Here is a 14,743-nt window from a genome sequence, read left to right as displayed (position 1 = left end):
CCTACGACCAGCCGATTAACAGTCGGCTGCTCTACCACTGAGCTACCGCGGAACAGACGCTCGGGAAGGCGGCGGCTATAACAGCGGCCGTCCGCCCAGCGCAACCGGAAAAGACGAACGATGACAATCATCCGCATAGAAGACCCGGCGGATGCCCGTATCGCGGCCTTTCGCGACATCCGGGAAAGGGACCTGACGGGCCGTCAGGGGCTGTTCATTGCCGAGGGGGAGGTGGTGTTGCGGATGCTGGGCTCCCCGGCCTCACGCTGCCGGCCGGTGGCGGTCCTGCTGGCTGAATCGCGACTGGAGGCCCAGAGCGAGGCCCTGGCCGGCCTGCCGGCCACGGTGCCCGTCCATATCGCGGCCCAGGCCGTGCTGGACGGAATCGCGGGTTTCCACCTGCACCGGGGCATTCTGGCCCTCGGGGAGAAGCCCGCGCCGCTGGCGGCTGACGCCTTTCTGGCCGCGACGGCCCCCGATGCGGTGATCGTCGCCGCCAGCGAAATCGGCAATCACGACAATATGGGGGGTATCTTCCGCAATGCCGCCGCCTTCGGGGCGGCCGGGGTCATGCTGGATGCGCGCTGTTGCGACCCCTTCTACCGCAAGGCTATCCGGGTCTCGGTCGGGGCGGTGCTGCGGACGCCGATGGTCACCGGTCTGTCGGGGGTGGCCATGGTGGAGGCGCTGGAGCGCCACGGGTTCGAGGTCATCGCCCTGACCCCGTCGGCGACGGAAGACCTGTCGGCCATCGCGGGCAGGCGGCGGCGCGCCATTTTGCTGGGTCCGGAGGGGCCGGGACTGCCCCGGGCCCTGATCGATCGCTGTCGCGGCGCGCGAATCCCGATGTCGGGCGGGTTTGATTCGCTGAATGTGGCCACGGCAGGGGCTGTCGCCCTTTATCATCTGACCCGTTGAACGGCGCTGATCACTAAAGCTTCATCGCGTTAACGATTCGTCCACCTTGATGAACGGGCAAAATTGTGGCGCTCTGGGTCGTCCGGGGAGTTTTGTTATGTTCAGTGGAATATTTTTCTTCATCCTGCGCAACGCGCGGATCGCCGTGGCGATCGGTATCGTAACCGCCGCGGTCAGCGCCGCCGGCGCGGTCGGCTGGATCACTGCCCCCATCAGCTGAAGCCTGCCGGGGGGTGTCCGGAAGGCCGGGAAAGGCCGGTGCCGCCGGGGTTTCCGGCGGGCCGTCGTTGCCGTCTGATTTCCGGATTGTCGCGATGGAGGCCTGACCGGGAATCGAACCCGGGTGCGCGGATTTGCAGTCCGCTACGTAACCACTCCGCCATCAGGCCGTCTGTCCCTTTTCGGGGGCGACGTCTTCGCGAGGGCCGTTCGCTATCAGATCGGATTGTCGGCTGCAACGCACGGACCTATAAGCGCGCCAGTTTTCCGGTGCAGTTCCCGCGCCGACAGATCAGGATCAGCGACAGATGGACTTCGCCGCCGCACGCAAGGTCATGGTGGACTCCCAGGTCCGCGTGAATGACGTCACTGACCGCGTCCTGCAGGCCGCCCTGCTGGTGGTGCCCCGCGAACGCTTCTGCGCCGCCGACCGGGCCTTCGCCGCCTATGCCGAGACCGAGGTCGAGATCGCCGGCACGCGCAAGCTGATGGCGGCCCGCGAGGTGTCGAAACTGCTGATGGCCCTCGACCCCCGTCCGGGTGAACGCGTTCTGGCCATCGCCGCCCCCTATGCCGCGGCCGTGCTGGCCGGGATGGGGCTGGATGTCGTGGCCCAGGAGGCTGACGCCGCCGTGTTCGACGTGACCGGGGCCGCCCTGGCCGAGGCCGGTGTCGCGACGGTCGTGGCCCCGCTGACCACCCCGCATGGCGAGGGTTATGATCTGATCGTCAGCGAGGCCGCCACGCCGATGCGCCCGGCCGCCTGGATCGCCGCCCTCAAGCCGGGCGGTCGTCTGGCGGTCGTCGAGCGCACGGGCCCGGTCGGCAAGGCGGTCCTTTACGTGCAGGGTCGCGACGGTCTGTCACGGCGGGAATTGTTCGATGCGACCCCGCCGGTGCTGGCGGAACTGGCTCCGGTCCCCACATTCAGCCTGTAGGACCGCGTCGTTGACGACGTCCCGGCCCGCAAGGGTGAAAAAAACTTAACTGGCGTATGGCGTGTTGATCTCGCACTTACGCCAACGAACAGAGGACGGACCGGTTCAGGGTCCGTCAGGCAGGAACGGCTTATGTTGATACGCTCGCGCGCGCTCGCTTCGGTGGCCATGGCCACAATGGTCGCCGGTCTCGCCGCACCGGCCTGGGCCGAGAGCCTGAAGGACGCCCTGGCCCTGGCCTACCGGACCAATCCGACCCTGCTGGCCCAGCGGGCCAGCCAGCGGTCGCTGGACGAGACCATTGTCCAGGCCCGCGCCGGGCTGCGGCCGCAGGTCGATCTCAGCGTCGGCGCCGCCTACAGCTATGCCGAGACGCGAGGGGTCGGCAATACGGATTCAACCTCGGGCAGCGCCAGCGTCGGCCTGTCACAGACGCTGTACAGTGCCGGCCGCGTCGGCCACGGCATCACCGCCGCCGAGGCCAATATCCTCGCCGGCCGGGAAAATCTGCGTGATGTCGAACAGCAGGTGCTGACCTCGGTCATCCAGGCCTATGCCGATGTGCTGCGCGACATGGAGATTCTCCAGGTGCGCCAGGACAACATCAGCGTCCTGCAGCGTCAGCTGGATGAGTCGAGTGCCCGGTTCGAGGTCGGCGAAATCACCCGCACCGACGTGGCCCAGTCCGAAGCACGTCTGGCCCAGTCCGACGCGGACCTGGCCAATGCCCGGGCCCAGTTGTCCGTATCCCGCGCCGCCTATGCCGCCGTCGTCGGCCAGGCACCGTCGGACCTGTCGGCCCTGCCGGCCCTGCCGGGCGTGCCGACCGATTTCGACGTGGCCCTGGACGTTGCCCTGGCCGAGAACCCCGGGGTAAGGGCCGCCGACTATGCGCTGCAGGCCGCCGAGGCCCGCGTCGCCGCCGCCCGGGCGGAGTATCTGCCCTCGGCGCGTCTGACCGCCTCCTATGGCGGGGCCTCCAACGATCTTCGGGGCTTTGACCTGGGGGAAAACACCAGCTTCCAGGCCGGGGCCTCGGTCTCGGTGCCGCTGTTCACCGGCGGGCTGAACCGCTCGCGGGTCGCCCAGGCGCTGGAACAGGCCAATGTCGCCCAGATCAACGGGGAGGGCCGTCGCCGTCAGGTGCTGCAGGCGGTCAGCAATGCCTATGCCCAGGTGATCTCGGCCCGCGCCGCCCTCCAGGCAGGACAGGAAGCGGTTCGCGCCGCCTCGGTTGCCGCCGAGGGCGTTCGCCAGGAGGCCCAGGTGGGTCTGCGCACCACGCTGGACGTGCTGAACCAGGAGCTGGAACTGCGTAGCGCCCAGGTGTCCCTGGCCAGTGCCCGCCGCAACGAATATGTGGCCCAGGCCCAGCTGCTGGCCTCGATGGGCCGGCTGGAAGGCCAGGACCTCGATCCGGGCATCGACGTCTATGACGCCCGCGCCAACTACGACCGGGTCCGCAACAATGGCGGCCTGCCGTGGGACGGCGTTTTCGAGGCTATCGACCGATTCGCTGCCCCGCCGGTCGTCCCGGCCAACGACGCCGAGGATGCGCCGATCGATCAGCAGCTGAAGTCCGAAATCATCCGCACCGCGCCCGGCCAGTGATCCAGGCACCGGGGGCGGCGACGGTCAGGGGACCGAACCGCCCCCGGAGCTTAAATATAGCCTGACAGGCGAAAAACGGGCGTTGATTCCGCCGGGCGTAGATGCGACGACAAGGCACAAGGGATGGTGCAGTCGCCCCCGTCCCCCCAATGTCCGTCGGCCGCGTTTGCGTTGCGCCGCCAGGTTTCGTTCAAGGGTACATCATGACCGACCAGACCGCCCAGGAACCGACGATGGAGGAGATCCTGGCGTCGATCCGCCGGATCATCTCCGAAGACGACGCCCCGGCGGAGACGGCCCAGGCCGCCGCGCCCGAGCCGGAGGCTGAGCCGGAACCGGCCCCGGTCGAGGCCGCCGCCGCCGAGCCCGAACCGGTCGGGGACCCCGTTTTCGAGGATGAGGATGTCCTCGAACTGACCGAACCCTATGAGGCCCCGGCCGCCGAGGTGATCGGCGATCTGGACGTCGCTGAGCCCGACGCCTTTCCGGCCCCGGCCGCCGAGATCGAACCGGCTCCAGAGCCGGAAGCCGAACCCGCGCCCCAGGCCGCGCCTGCACCGGCCTACAATCGAATCGTCGGCGACAGCGCCGCCGCCAGTGCCGCCTCGGCCTTCGCCGGTCTGGCCGCCGCGATGCGCCCGTCCGAGTCGTCCGAGCCGAGCCTCGGCAGTGGCCTGACCATCGACGACCTGGCTCGTGCCCTGCTGCGCCCGATGCTGAAGGAATGGCTGGACGCCCATCTGCCGGGCATCGTCGAGGCCGAGGTACGCAAGGAAGTCGAACGCATCGCCCGCACCGCCGGCTAGCCCTCCGCGTCCACTGCGACTAGATCACAAGGGCGGCTCCGGTGGGGCCGCCCTTTCCTTTTGCCGAAACGAATTCCGTCATGCTCGACAAGACCTTCGATCCGACCGCCGCCGAACCCCGCCTGTACGACGCCTGGGAGCAGAGTGGTCTGTTCGCGCCGCGCGACGCCGCGGCCACCGACGGGGCGGCCGACGCCTATTCGATCGTCATTCCGCCGCCGAACGTCACCGGCTCGCTGCATGTCGGCCATGCGCTGAACAACACCCTGCAGGACATCCTGGCCCGCTATCACCGGATGAAAGGCAAGGCGGTGCTGTGGCTGCCCGGCACCGATCACGCCGGTATCGCCACCCAGATGGTGGTCGAGCGCCAGCTGGCCGCCGCCGGCAATGTCGGCCGTCGCGAGATGGGGCGCGAGGCCTTCGTCGAAAAGATCTGGGACTGGAAGGCCGAGAGCGGCGGGGCCATCGTGCAGCAGCTGCGCCGGCTGGGCGCATCGTGCGACTGGAGCCGCGAGCGGTTCACCCTCGACGAGGGTCTGAACGCCGCCGTGCGCAAGGTGTTCGTGCGGCTGCACAAGGAAGGCCTGATCTATCGCGACAAGCGGCTGGTCAACTGGGACCCGCATTTCCAGACGGCGATCAGCGATCTCGAGGTCGAGCAGCGGGAGATGGAGGGGGCCTATTGGCATTTCGCCTATCCACTGGCGGACGGCGAGACGTACGAACATCCGGTCGCTTTCGACGAGGATGGCAAGGCGACGGATTGGGAGACGCGCGATTACATCGTCGTGGCGACGACCCGGCCAGAAACGATGCTGGGCGATACGGGCGTCGCGGTTCACCCGACCGATGAACGCTATGCCTCAATCGTCGGCAAGTCGGTGATCCTGCCGATCACGGGCCGCCGCATCCCGATCGTTGCCGACGACTACGCTGACCCGACCAAGGGCTCGGGCGCGGTGAAGATCACGCCGGCGCACGACTTCAACGACTTCCAGGTCGGCAAGCGGGCCGGGCTGCCGTCGATCAATATTCTGAATGCGTCCGCTCAAATCCTGAGCATGAACGACGTCGACGTTCGCGAGAACCCTGTGACGGGTGAGGTCACCTATGACCCACATTTGAGTGTCATCGACTCGATTCCGTCCGACCTTCGGGGGCTCGACCGCTTCGCGGCGCGCAAGGCCATCGTCGCCCGGGCCGAGGCCGAAGGCTGGCTGAAGGACATCGAGAAGACGAAGCACGTCGTCCCGCACGGCGACCGCTCGGGCGTGGTCATCGAGCCGTGGCTGACGGACCAGTGGTACGTCGATGCCCACACCCTGGCCCAGCCGGCGATCAAGGCGGTGGAGCAGGGCGACACGGTGTTCGAGCCGAAGAGCTACGAGAAGATCTATTTCGAATGGCTGCGCAACATTGAGCCGTGGTGCATCTCGCGGCAGCTGTGGTGGGGTCACCGGATCCCGGCCTGGTACGGGCCGGACGGGACCATCTTCGTCGAGGAGACCGAGGACGACGCCCGGGCCGCCGCGCGCGACCACTATGGTGCCGAGACCGCCCTGACCCAGGACGAGGACGTGCTGGACACCTGGTTCAGCTCGGCCCTGTGGCCGTTCTCGACCATGGGCTGGCCCGAGAAGACCGAGGACCTCGAACGCTTCTATCCGACCTCTGACCTCGTCACCGCCGCCGACATCATCTTCTTCTGGGTCGCCCGGATGATGATGATGGGCCTTCACTTTATGGATGAGGTGCCGTTCAAACGGGTGATCATCAATGGCCTGGTCCGCGACGAGAAGGGCCAGAAGATGAGCAAGTCCAAGGGCAATGTCATCGACCCCCTGGTCATCATCGACGAGCTGGGGGCCGACCCCCTGCGCTTCACCATGGCCATATTGTCGGGTACACGCGACATCAAGCTCAGCCGTCAGCGTATTGAAGGGTATCGGAATTTCGGCACCAAACTGTGGAACGCCGCCCGCTTCAGCCAGATGAACGAGGCGCGCCGGGTCGCGGGCTTTGACCCGGCCACGGTTGACCAGACCATCAACCGCTGGATCCGCGGCGAACTGCTGAAGACCGAACGGGCCGTGGCCGGTGCCATCGAGGGCGGACGGTTCGATGATGCGGCCAGCGCCCTGTACCGGTTCGTCTGGAACGTGTTCTGCGACTGGTATCTGGAGCTGGCCAAGCCGGTGTTCATGGGCACGGATGAGGCCGCCAGGGCCGAGACCCGGGCCATGACGGCCTGGGCCCTGGACCAGACCCTGGCCCTGCTGCACCCGGTCATGCCCTTCATCACCGAGGAACTGTGGGCGGAGCTGGGCAAGGAAGGTCCGCCTCGCGCGACCCTGCTGATCGGGTCGAGCTGGCCTGAGCTGCCGGACAGTTTCGTCGATGCCGGGGCCGAGGCCGAGATCGGCTGGCTGGTCGATCTGGTAACCGAGGTTCGCCAGCTGCGGGCCGAGATGAATGTGCCGCCGGGCGCCAAGCCGCCCCTGACCTTCGTGCGACCGTCGCCGGAGACGGCGGCCCGGATCGATCGGCACCGGGCGCTGATCCTGACCCTGGCGCGGGTGTCGACCGTCGACGCGGCCGAGGCGGCCCCGGCCGGGGCGGTCAGTTTCGTCAGCAATAGCGAGGGTGTGGCCCTGTCCCTGACCGGCCTGATCGATCTGGCCGCCGAACGGGCGCGCCTGACCAAGGAGATCGCCGCCTTCGACAGCGACATCGCCCATGTGAACAAGAAGCTGGGCAATCCCAATTTTGTGGCCAGGGCCGCGGCGGCGGTGATCGACGAGCAACGCGCCAAACTGGTCGAGGCCGAGGAGGGCCGGACCCGGCTGGGGGCTGCGCTGGCCCGTCTGGACGATCTGGGATGAAACGGGTCCGCCTGGACCAGTTGCTGGTCGCCCGGGGTCTGACCGACAGCCGGGCCAAGGCCCGGGCCGCGATCGAGGCCGGCGGGGTGACCGTCAACGGCGTCCCGGCGCGGATCGTGGCCCAGTCCATTCCGGACGACGCCGTTCTGACCGTGGTCGACGCCCATCGCTGGGTCGGGCGCGGCGGGCTGAAGCTGGACCACGCCCTGACGCTGTGGCCGGTGCCGGTCGAGGGTCGGGTGGTGCTGGACGTCGGGGCCTCGACCGGGGGCTTTACCGAGGTCTGCCTGTCCCGCGGTGCGGACCGGATCTATGCGGTCGACGTGGGTTCCGACCAGTTGCATCCGCGTGTCGCCGCGGCGGAAAGGGTGGTCAATCTGGACAAGACCGACGCCCGGATCCTGACGGCCGAGCTGATCCCGGAAACGCCGGAGCTGATCGTGTGCGACGCGAGCTTCATCGGCCTGGCCAAGGTGCTGCCGGCGGCACTGGCGCTGGCGGCGGCCGGGGCCGATCTGGTCACCCTGATCAAGCCGCAGTTCGAGGCCGAAGGCCCGGGTGGCGGCGGCAAGAAGGGGGTGGTCAAGGACCCCGAGGCCCATATCCGGGCGGTAGAGTCGGTCAGTGCCTGGCTGGAGGGCGAGGGCTGGACCGTTCGCGAAACGACCGAAAGTCCGATCACCGGCGGCGACGGCAACATCGAATTCCTGCTGTGGGCGCAAAAGCGGCCGGACTGACCTGACCCCGGACATAGGAGAGCCGCCGGCGGATCTCTCCACCGGCGGCTCCCGTCACGTCGTCGATCGACAGGGGGGCTGTTAATTAATCGACGACGCGATAGCGGCCGTTCTGGTCGGGGCAGGTGCGGACATAGCGCACCTCATCCCGGCCGTCGGGCAGACGGATGCGGCTCTCGGCGAGGCGGCATTCGTCGGTGTTCTGATAACGGGCGTCACGGACCGGCTGGCCATAGCCGTCATAGCGACGGTCATCGGTGCGGCGGTCGTCATAGCGACGGTCGTCACGGCCGTAGCCCTGGTCCCGGTTGTCATAGCCGTAGCTGTTGGAACCGTAGCCGTTCGCGCCGTAGCCGGTCGCGCCGTAGCCGGTCGAGCCGTAGGCCGGCTGGCCATAGCCGTTCTGGCTGTAACCGCCCTGGCCGTAGCGGCTGTCGCACCCCTGGGCCGAGCTGTTGCCGACACTGGCCCCGACCACAGCCCCGAGCACGCCACCGAGGATACTGCCCTCGGTGCGACGGCCCCGGGCGGCGATCTGGGAGCCGGCGATGGCCCCGACCGTGGCCCCGACGAGGCCGCCGGCAGTCTGGCGGCCCTGGACGCAGGAGTCGGCATAACCCGACGGTCCGGCGCGATTGTAGTTATACGGCTGGCCATAGCCCCCGGAGGCGTAGTTCCGGGCCTGTCCCTGATAGCCGTAGGCCTGGGCCGAGGCGGCGGCCGGGATCATCATCAAGCCCGCGGCGGCGAGGGCGACGACGGCGGCGGAGCGGCTGGAGAAGCGGTCAAACATAGGGGTGATCCTGTTTCCCTTTGGCAAACCTGGAAGCCGAACCGTTCGGACCCCTGTCTGTTGCCCCGATAGATAGGGGGGTGAAGCTGAACGGGCTTTGAGCAAGCCGTTCATCTTCGTTCATGTTTCGCGCGGGGGCCCAGCCGGGCTAGAAGGCGGCCATGACCGAGAACGCCCCCCTGACCCTGCTGAAGATCAACCGCCTCGGCGGCCAGGGCGACGGCATCGCCGACACGCCGGACGGGCCGGTTTTTGCGCCCCTGACCCTGGCGGGCGAGACGGTGCGGGCGAGGGTGCGGGACGGGCGGGCCAGCGATATCGAAGTCGTCGAGGCCAGCCCCGAGCGGATCGCCCCGGTCTCGCCCCACTATGGCGACTGCGGCGGTTGTTCGCTGCAACACTGGGCCGCCGCCCCCTATCTGGACTGGAAACAGGAGCAGGTGCGGCTGGCCCTGGCGCGCGAAGGCATCGAGACCGAAATCGAGGCGACCGTGGCCGTCCCCCCCGGCACGCGCCGGCGGCTGGCCCTGCACGCGCGACGCGGACCCGACGGCCGGGTCATCCTGGGGTTCAAGGCCCGCAAGTCGTGGCGACTGGTCGAGGTCACCGCCTGTCCGGTGGCCGATCCGCGGCTGGTCGCGGCTTTTCCGGCCCTGACCCGGGTGGCCGAGGCGTTTCTGGAGCATCCGAAATCGGCTCCGACCCTGCATGTGACCCTGACCCTGACCGGGCTGGACGTCGATGTGACCGGGGTTGAGCGCAAGTCGGGGGGGCTGTCGCGCGACCGGCAGATGCAGGCGATCCGGGCCGCCAATGTCGCCGACCTGGCCCGACTGAGCCTGGCCGGAGAAACCCTGGCCATGATGCGGCAGCCGACGGTGATGTTCGGTCCCGCGACCGTGCCCCTGCCGCCGGGCGGCTTCCTGCAGGCCGTGCCCGAGGCCGAGGCGGCCATGACCGCGCGAGCCGTGGCGGCGGTGCAGGGGGCAAAGAAGATCGCCGACCTGTTCTGCGGCTCGGGGGCATTCAGCTTCCCGCTGGCGACCGTGGCCCCGGTGCTGGCGGCGGACTCCTCCGCTGCCGGAATCGCGGCGCTGAAGGCCGGTACCGGCACGGCCCAGGGGCTGCGCTCGATCACCGCCGAGGCCCGCGACCTGTTCCGCCGGCCGCTGACGCCGCACGACCTGAAGGGCTGTGACGCCATCGTCTTCGACCCGCCCCGCGCCGGAGCGATCGACCAGACGATGCAGATTGTCGACACCAGGGCCTCGGTCGTCGTCGGCGTATCGTGCAATCCGCAGAGCTTCGCCCGCGATGCCCGGGTGCTGATCGACGCCGGCTTCGTGCTGGAGCGGGTCACCCCGATCGATCAATTCCTGTGGTCGGCCCATGTCGAGCTGGTCGGGGTGTTCCGGCGATGACGATGAACGACAACCTGCCCGACGAGGACGGCGGCGGCTTTGACGCTGACGACTGGACCCGGCTGGTGCCCTTCACCGGGGCGGTGGCCACGCTGGACGACGTCCAGGCGCGGCGGGCGGTGTTCGCCCTGGCCGACACCGACGATCCGCGCCCGATCCCGATGGACCTGCCACAGCCGGTCATCTGGTGGGAGGACGACGGGGAACAGGCGGCGGTCGTGGTCCAGGCCGAGACCCATCTCGGACCCGACGGCGAGGAGATGGAGGTCCTGGGTCTGATCCTGCCTGACGGTGGTGGGGCGGTTGCCCTGCGCGAGGATGTCGATCTGGTCGACGACACCGACCCGGTCTGGCGCGACCTGGTCACCCAGGCCATCGATCCGGCGGCGGCGGACGACGACTAGCGACGACGGTCACTTGTCTATGCAGGCCGGGCCCTTATACCGGCCGAATGAAGATGATCGGGCTGATCGGCGGCATGAGCTGGGAGAGCTCTGCGGAATACTATCGCATCCTCAACGAGGGTGTGCGCAACCGGCTGGGACCGACGGCGTCGGCGCGTTGCCTGCTCTGGTCGTTCGATTTTTCGGAAATTGAGCGCCTGCAGCACGAGGGCGACTGGGCCGCACTGACGGCGCGGATGATCGACGCGGCGCGCCGTCTTGAAGCCGCCGGGGCCGAGGTCCTGCTGATCTGCACCAATACCATGCACCGCATGGCCGCGGACGTGCAGGCCGCCGTGACCATCCCCCTGCTTCACATCGTTGACCCGACGGCCGCGCGTGTCACCGCCGCGGGTGTCAGGAAGGTCGGCCTGCTGGGCACGGCCTTCACAATGGAACAGGATTTCTACAAGGGCCGGCTGCGGGACGCCCACGGGCTTGACGTGATCGTTCCGAACGCGCGCGATCGCGCCGAGGTTCACCGGATCATCTACGACGAACTGGTAGCCGGAAAAGTGCGTTCAGAATCGCGCGAGCTCTATCGACAGGTCATCGCCCGGCTTGTCGCCGACGGGGCCGAGGGGGTGATCCTCGGCTGCACGGAAATAATGCTGCTGGTGCAGCCCGGAGACAGCACCGTTCCGCTCTTCGACACGACCGCCCTGCATGGACAGGCCGCGATAGAACTGGCGCTGGAAAGCTGATTCTTTTTTGGAGGCGCGCCGGATCGTCGGTTCAGGCCGCGTCCGGCAGGCCCCCGTCCGTCTCGCTGCGCGCGCCACCTTCCGCCGCAATGGCAGACGGAAGGTCAAAGAGGTCCATCTGCTTTTTCATGTCGGGCGGCACACGGAACTGGCTCATGTCGAGGGGCGGACGCGCTGCGTCCAGACCGTAGCGTTTGACCGCCGCCTTGAACCGGGCGGCGATCAGGTCGGCGACGGGGCCGGTGCCCTTCATCCGCTGTGACCAGTCAGCATCGTAGTCCTTGCCGCCGCGGGTCTGACGGATCAGGGACATGACCCGGGCGGCGCGGGCCGGGCGGGCCTCAGCCAGCCACTCCTGGAACAGGGCCTTGATCTCGAGCGGCAGGCGCAGGATCACATACATGGCCGAGGTCGCGCCCGCCTGGGCCGCGGCCTCCAGTACCGCCTCCAGCTCGTGGTCGTTGAGGCCCGGGATCACCGGGGCGAAGCCGACCCCGACCGGCACGCCTGCGTCAGCCAGTTTGCGGATCGCCTCCAGCCGGCGGGTCGGGGTCGCGGCGCGTGGCTCCATGGTCCGGGCCAGGGCGCGGTCGAGAGTCGTGATCGAGACCATGGCCTGGGTCAGGCCGGCCCGGCCCATAGGGCCGAGGATGTCGAGGTCTCGGGAGATCAGACCCGACTTGGTGATGATGCTGAACGGCTGATTGAAGCGTTGCAGCACCTTGAGCAGGTCCCGCGTGATGTTCAGATCGCGTTCGACCGGCTGGTAGGGGTCGGTGTTGCCGCCCAGGTGGATGCGTTTGCACCGGTAGCGGGGGGCGGCCAGTTCCTGTTCCAGCAGACGCGCACCGTCGGGCTTGAAGAAGAGTCGGCTCTCGAAATCCAGGCCCGGGGATAGGCCCATGAAGGCATGGGACGGACGGGCGTAGCAGTAGATACAGCCATGTTCGCAACCTTTGTAGGGGTTGATGGAGCGGTCGAAACCCACGTCCGGACTGGTGTTCTTCGTGATGATCGTCCGGGCGTGTTCCGGCGTCAGGGTGGTGCGCAGCGGGGCAGGGGTCTGGTCGGCGTCGGTCCAGCCGTCATCGACGGCCTCATGGACGAGCGGTTCGAACCGTCCGCTGGCGTTGGTGCCGGCACCGCGCCCTTTCCTTGCGACTGGAGCCATGACCATCTGTATCGTGCACAACAGAACAAAGCAAGAACGTTGACGACCAAAGAAAACCCGCGGCCGGTCGGGCGCGGGCGGGGACGATGGTGCGGATGAGAGGACTCGAACCTCCACGCCTTGCGGCGCTGGAACCTAAATCCAGTGCGTCTACCAGTTCCGCCACATCCGCATAGGTCCGTACCAGCGTCTAGGCGAGGCCGGTGCCGGCGGCAATGCGGACAATGAAAAAGGCCCGGGATCGCTCCCGGGCCTCTCTCCGATAACCGACCGGTTGAGGGGTCAGTCTTCCTTGATGTTGTCGACACCTTCGCCGAAGGCGGCGGCCGGGGAGTTCATCAGCGACTCCTCGGTGATGTCGATGCCCTTGGCCAGCTTGGAGTGCCAGAAGCCGTAGACCGCGTAGATCACGGCACCGATGGCGGCATAGCCACCCAGCAGTTGCAGGGTCAGCGGATCCGGGATGGCTCCGGCGGCCAGCTGGGCCGGGGTCGGGAAGGCCTGTTCCAGCATCGGCTGGAAATTCTTCCAGGCCAGATACAGGCAGGCGGCGATGCCGAGCAGGGCGGTGAAGATGCCACCCGGCACGCGGAACGGACGTTCCAGCTCGGGATGTTTGACCCGCAGATAGATGACCGACAGGCAGACGATGGAGAAGGCCACAGCCGTGCCGAACGACACCAGCTGACCCAACAGGCTGATCGGCAGGAAGGCGGCGGTGATCGCGATCAGCACGCCCAGCAGGATGGTGCCCAGCCAGGGGGTGCGGAATTTCGGATGGATGACCGCGAAGACGCGCGGCAGCAGGCCGTCACGCGCCATGGTGTAGAAGATGCGCGTCTGGCCGTAGCAGAGCACCAGCATGACCGAGCTCAGGCCCGTGATGGCCCCGATCTTGATCAGGAAGCTGATGAGGTTCAGCTGACCGCCCGGTGCGACTGCCAGCGGAATATCGGCCCAGTGCAGGCCCATACGGTCGATGGCGACAGCGACGGGTGCCGGGCTGCTCAGCTCGGCATAGGGGACGACGCCGGTCATGACGGCGGCGACGGCCATATAGATCAGGGTGCAGACGATCAGCGCCCCGAGGATGCCGATCGGCACGTCCCGGGACGGGTTCTTGGCCTCGGCCGCGGCGGTCGAGACCGCCTCGAAGCCGACATAGGCGAAGAAGATGATCGCCGCCCCGCGCATGATGCCGTCATAGCCGTAGCGACCCGGCACGGCCGGGTCGGCGGCGGGTATGAAGGGATGCCAGTTGTCGGGGTTCACATAGGAGATGCCGACACCGATGAAGGTCAGCAGCACGACGATCTTGATGACGACGATGACGTTGTTCACGTTCGCCGACTCGCTGACACCGAGGACCAGCAGGCTGCAGACGGCGGCGATGCCGATGGCGGCCACGAGGTTGAAGGTGCCGGTGGCGGCCAGGACCGTGCCGTGATCGGCGCGAACAGCCTCGATCATCGGCGTGGCCCACATGGCCCCCTCCTGACCGGCGTACTGGATCGCCGGGAACAGGGTCTGGGACAGGCCAAAATCGCCCATGATCGACACGACGTAGCCGGACCAACCGACGGCGACCGTTGAGGCGGCGATGCCGTATTCGAGCACCAGCAGCCAGCCCATGATCCAGGCGAAGACCTCGCCCAGGGTGCCGTAGGCATAGGTGTAGGCCGAGCCCGAGACGGGCATGGTCGAGGCCAGTTCGGCGTAGCAGAGGCCGGCGAGGGCGACGGCGATGCCGGCGGCGACGAAGGACAGCATGATGGCCGGGCCGGCATAGTCGGCGGCGACCTGACCGGTCAGCACGAAGATACCGGCACCGATAATGGCACCGATTCCCAAGCTCATCAGATTGATGGGACCCAGGGATCGCTTGAGCTCGCTCTTGGCGGCCTCTTTCTGGATCTGGGCTACGGATTTCTTGAGGAACAGGCGGTTCCCCTTGGGCCTAAGGCCTTCTGCGGACATAGAGTCTCGCCCCCTAAATGCAGCGAGTCCTCCCCGGACCGCCTTCAATGCCGCGGACGCTAGCGGGGCCGGACCCTGCTGGCAACGCGGTTTACGTGCCGTGAAAGAATGACGACGCTT

The 14,743-nt window shown here is 67.7% G+C and carries 13 protein-coding genes and 2 tRNA genes; 10 read left to right on the top strand and 5 right to left on the bottom strand.

All coding sequences use genetic code 11. The annotated features are described in order from the left end of the window. Positions 1 to 120: 120 nt before the first annotated feature. Together PSV00_RS05595 and PSV00_RS05590 are read left to right on the top strand one after the other, a co-directional pair. Positions 121 to 918: an RNA methyltransferase gene (locus PSV00_RS05595; protein ID WP_300445509.1), complete on the top strand. Its 798-nt coding sequence runs from the start codon at positions 121 to 123 to the stop codon at positions 916 to 918. 97 nt (positions 919 to 1,015) lie between these two features. After that, a complete protein-coding gene (locus PSV00_RS05590) occupies positions 1,016 to 1,138 on the top strand; it encodes a hypothetical protein (RefSeq protein ID WP_300445508.1) in 123 nt (40 codons plus the stop codon). Between the two features lie 95 nt (positions 1,139 to 1,233). Here PSV00_RS05590 and PSV00_RS05585 read toward each other — a convergent pair. Beyond that, positions 1,234 to 1,307: transfer RNA gene (locus PSV00_RS05585), tRNA-Cys, on the bottom strand. 138 nt (positions 1,308 to 1,445) lie between these two features. Between PSV00_RS05585 and PSV00_RS05580 the strand changes: the two genes are divergently transcribed. The 5 genes from PSV00_RS05580 (at position 1,446) to PSV00_RS05560 (ending at position 8,114) form a co-directional block, all read left to right on the top strand. Further along, positions 1,446 to 2,075: a protein-L-isoaspartate O-methyltransferase gene (locus PSV00_RS05580; RefSeq protein WP_300445507.1), complete on the top strand. Its 630-nt coding sequence runs from the start codon at positions 1,446 to 1,448 to the stop codon at positions 2,073 to 2,075. 132 nt (positions 2,076 to 2,207) lie between these two features. Beyond that, positions 2,208 to 3,686 (top strand): TolC family outer membrane protein, encoded by a 1,479-nt coding sequence (locus PSV00_RS05575; RefSeq protein ID WP_300445506.1) that lies wholly within the window; start codon positions 2,208 to 2,210, stop codon positions 3,684 to 3,686. A 203-nt stretch (positions 3,687 to 3,889) separates the two neighbouring features. Continuing rightward, positions 3,890 to 4,492, top strand: coding sequence for a DUF2497 domain-containing protein (locus tag PSV00_RS05570; protein ID WP_300445505.1), 603 nt, complete (start codon positions 3,890 to 3,892; stop codon positions 4,490 to 4,492). 80 nt (positions 4,493 to 4,572) lie between these two features. Then, positions 4,573 to 7,377: a valine--tRNA ligase gene (locus PSV00_RS05565; protein ID WP_300445504.1), complete on the top strand. Its 2,805-nt coding sequence runs from the start codon at positions 4,573 to 4,575 to the stop codon at positions 7,375 to 7,377. Further along, positions 7,374 to 8,114, top strand: coding sequence for a TlyA family RNA methyltransferase (locus PSV00_RS05560; protein ID WP_300445503.1), 741 nt, complete (start codon positions 7,374 to 7,376; stop codon positions 8,112 to 8,114). Before PSV00_RS05565 ends, PSV00_RS05560 begins: the two co-directional genes overlap by 4 nt. Before the next feature lie 85 nt (positions 8,115 to 8,199). Here PSV00_RS05560 and PSV00_RS05555 read toward each other — a convergent pair whose 3' ends face one another. Beyond that, entirely contained in the window at positions 8,200 to 8,907 is a 708-nt protein-coding gene (locus PSV00_RS05555) for a glycine zipper 2TM domain-containing protein (RefSeq protein WP_300445502.1), read from the bottom strand. Between the two features lie 179 nt (positions 8,908 to 9,086). Between PSV00_RS05555 and PSV00_RS05550 the strand changes: the two genes are divergently transcribed. Genes PSV00_RS05550 through PSV00_RS05540 form a run of 3 tightly spaced genes read left to right on the top strand, consistent with a single transcriptional unit; the run spans position 9,087 to position 11,475 of the window. Next, positions 9,087 to 10,328, top strand: a complete 1,242-nt coding sequence (locus PSV00_RS05550; RefSeq protein WP_300445527.1) for a class I SAM-dependent RNA methyltransferase — start codon at positions 9,087 to 9,089, stop codon at positions 10,326 to 10,328. Between the two features lie 2 nt (positions 10,329 to 10,330). Beyond that, on the top strand, positions 10,331 to 10,732 hold the full coding sequence (locus PSV00_RS05545; RefSeq protein WP_300445501.1) for a hypothetical protein: 402 nt from the start codon (positions 10,331 to 10,333) through the stop codon (positions 10,730 to 10,732). Positions 10,733 to 10,779: 47 nt separating this feature from the next. After that, entirely contained in the window at positions 10,780 to 11,475 is a 696-nt protein-coding gene (locus PSV00_RS05540) for an aspartate/glutamate racemase family protein (protein WP_300445500.1), read from the top strand. Between the two features lie 31 nt (positions 11,476 to 11,506). Here PSV00_RS05540 and PSV00_RS05535 read toward each other — a convergent pair whose 3' ends face one another. The 3 genes from PSV00_RS05535 to PSV00_RS05525 all read right to left on the bottom strand — a co-directional run bounded on the left by PSV00_RS05535 (position 11,507) and on the right by PSV00_RS05525 (position 14,623). After that, positions 11,507 to 12,652 carry a PA0069 family radical SAM protein gene (locus PSV00_RS05535; protein ID WP_300445499.1) on the bottom strand — a complete coding sequence of 382 codons (1,146 nt, stop codon included), beginning with the start codon at positions 12,650 to 12,652 and terminating at the stop codon, positions 11,507 to 11,509. Positions 12,653 to 12,733: 81 nt separating this feature from the next. Then, positions 12,734 to 12,818: transfer RNA gene (locus PSV00_RS05530), tRNA-Leu, on the bottom strand. Positions 12,819 to 12,928: 110 nt separating this feature from the next. Beyond that, positions 12,929 to 14,623: an amino acid permease gene (locus PSV00_RS05525; RefSeq protein ID WP_300445498.1), complete on the bottom strand. Its 1,695-nt coding sequence runs from the start codon at positions 14,621 to 14,623 to the stop codon at positions 12,929 to 12,931. Positions 14,624 to 14,743: the final 120 nt, after the last annotated feature.

It is taken from the genome of Brevundimonas sp. (assembly GCF_029945885.1).
GTDB lineage: Bacteria > Pseudomonadota > Alphaproteobacteria > Caulobacterales > Caulobacteraceae > Brevundimonas.
This window is presented reverse-complemented; position numbering and strand designations above follow the sequence as displayed.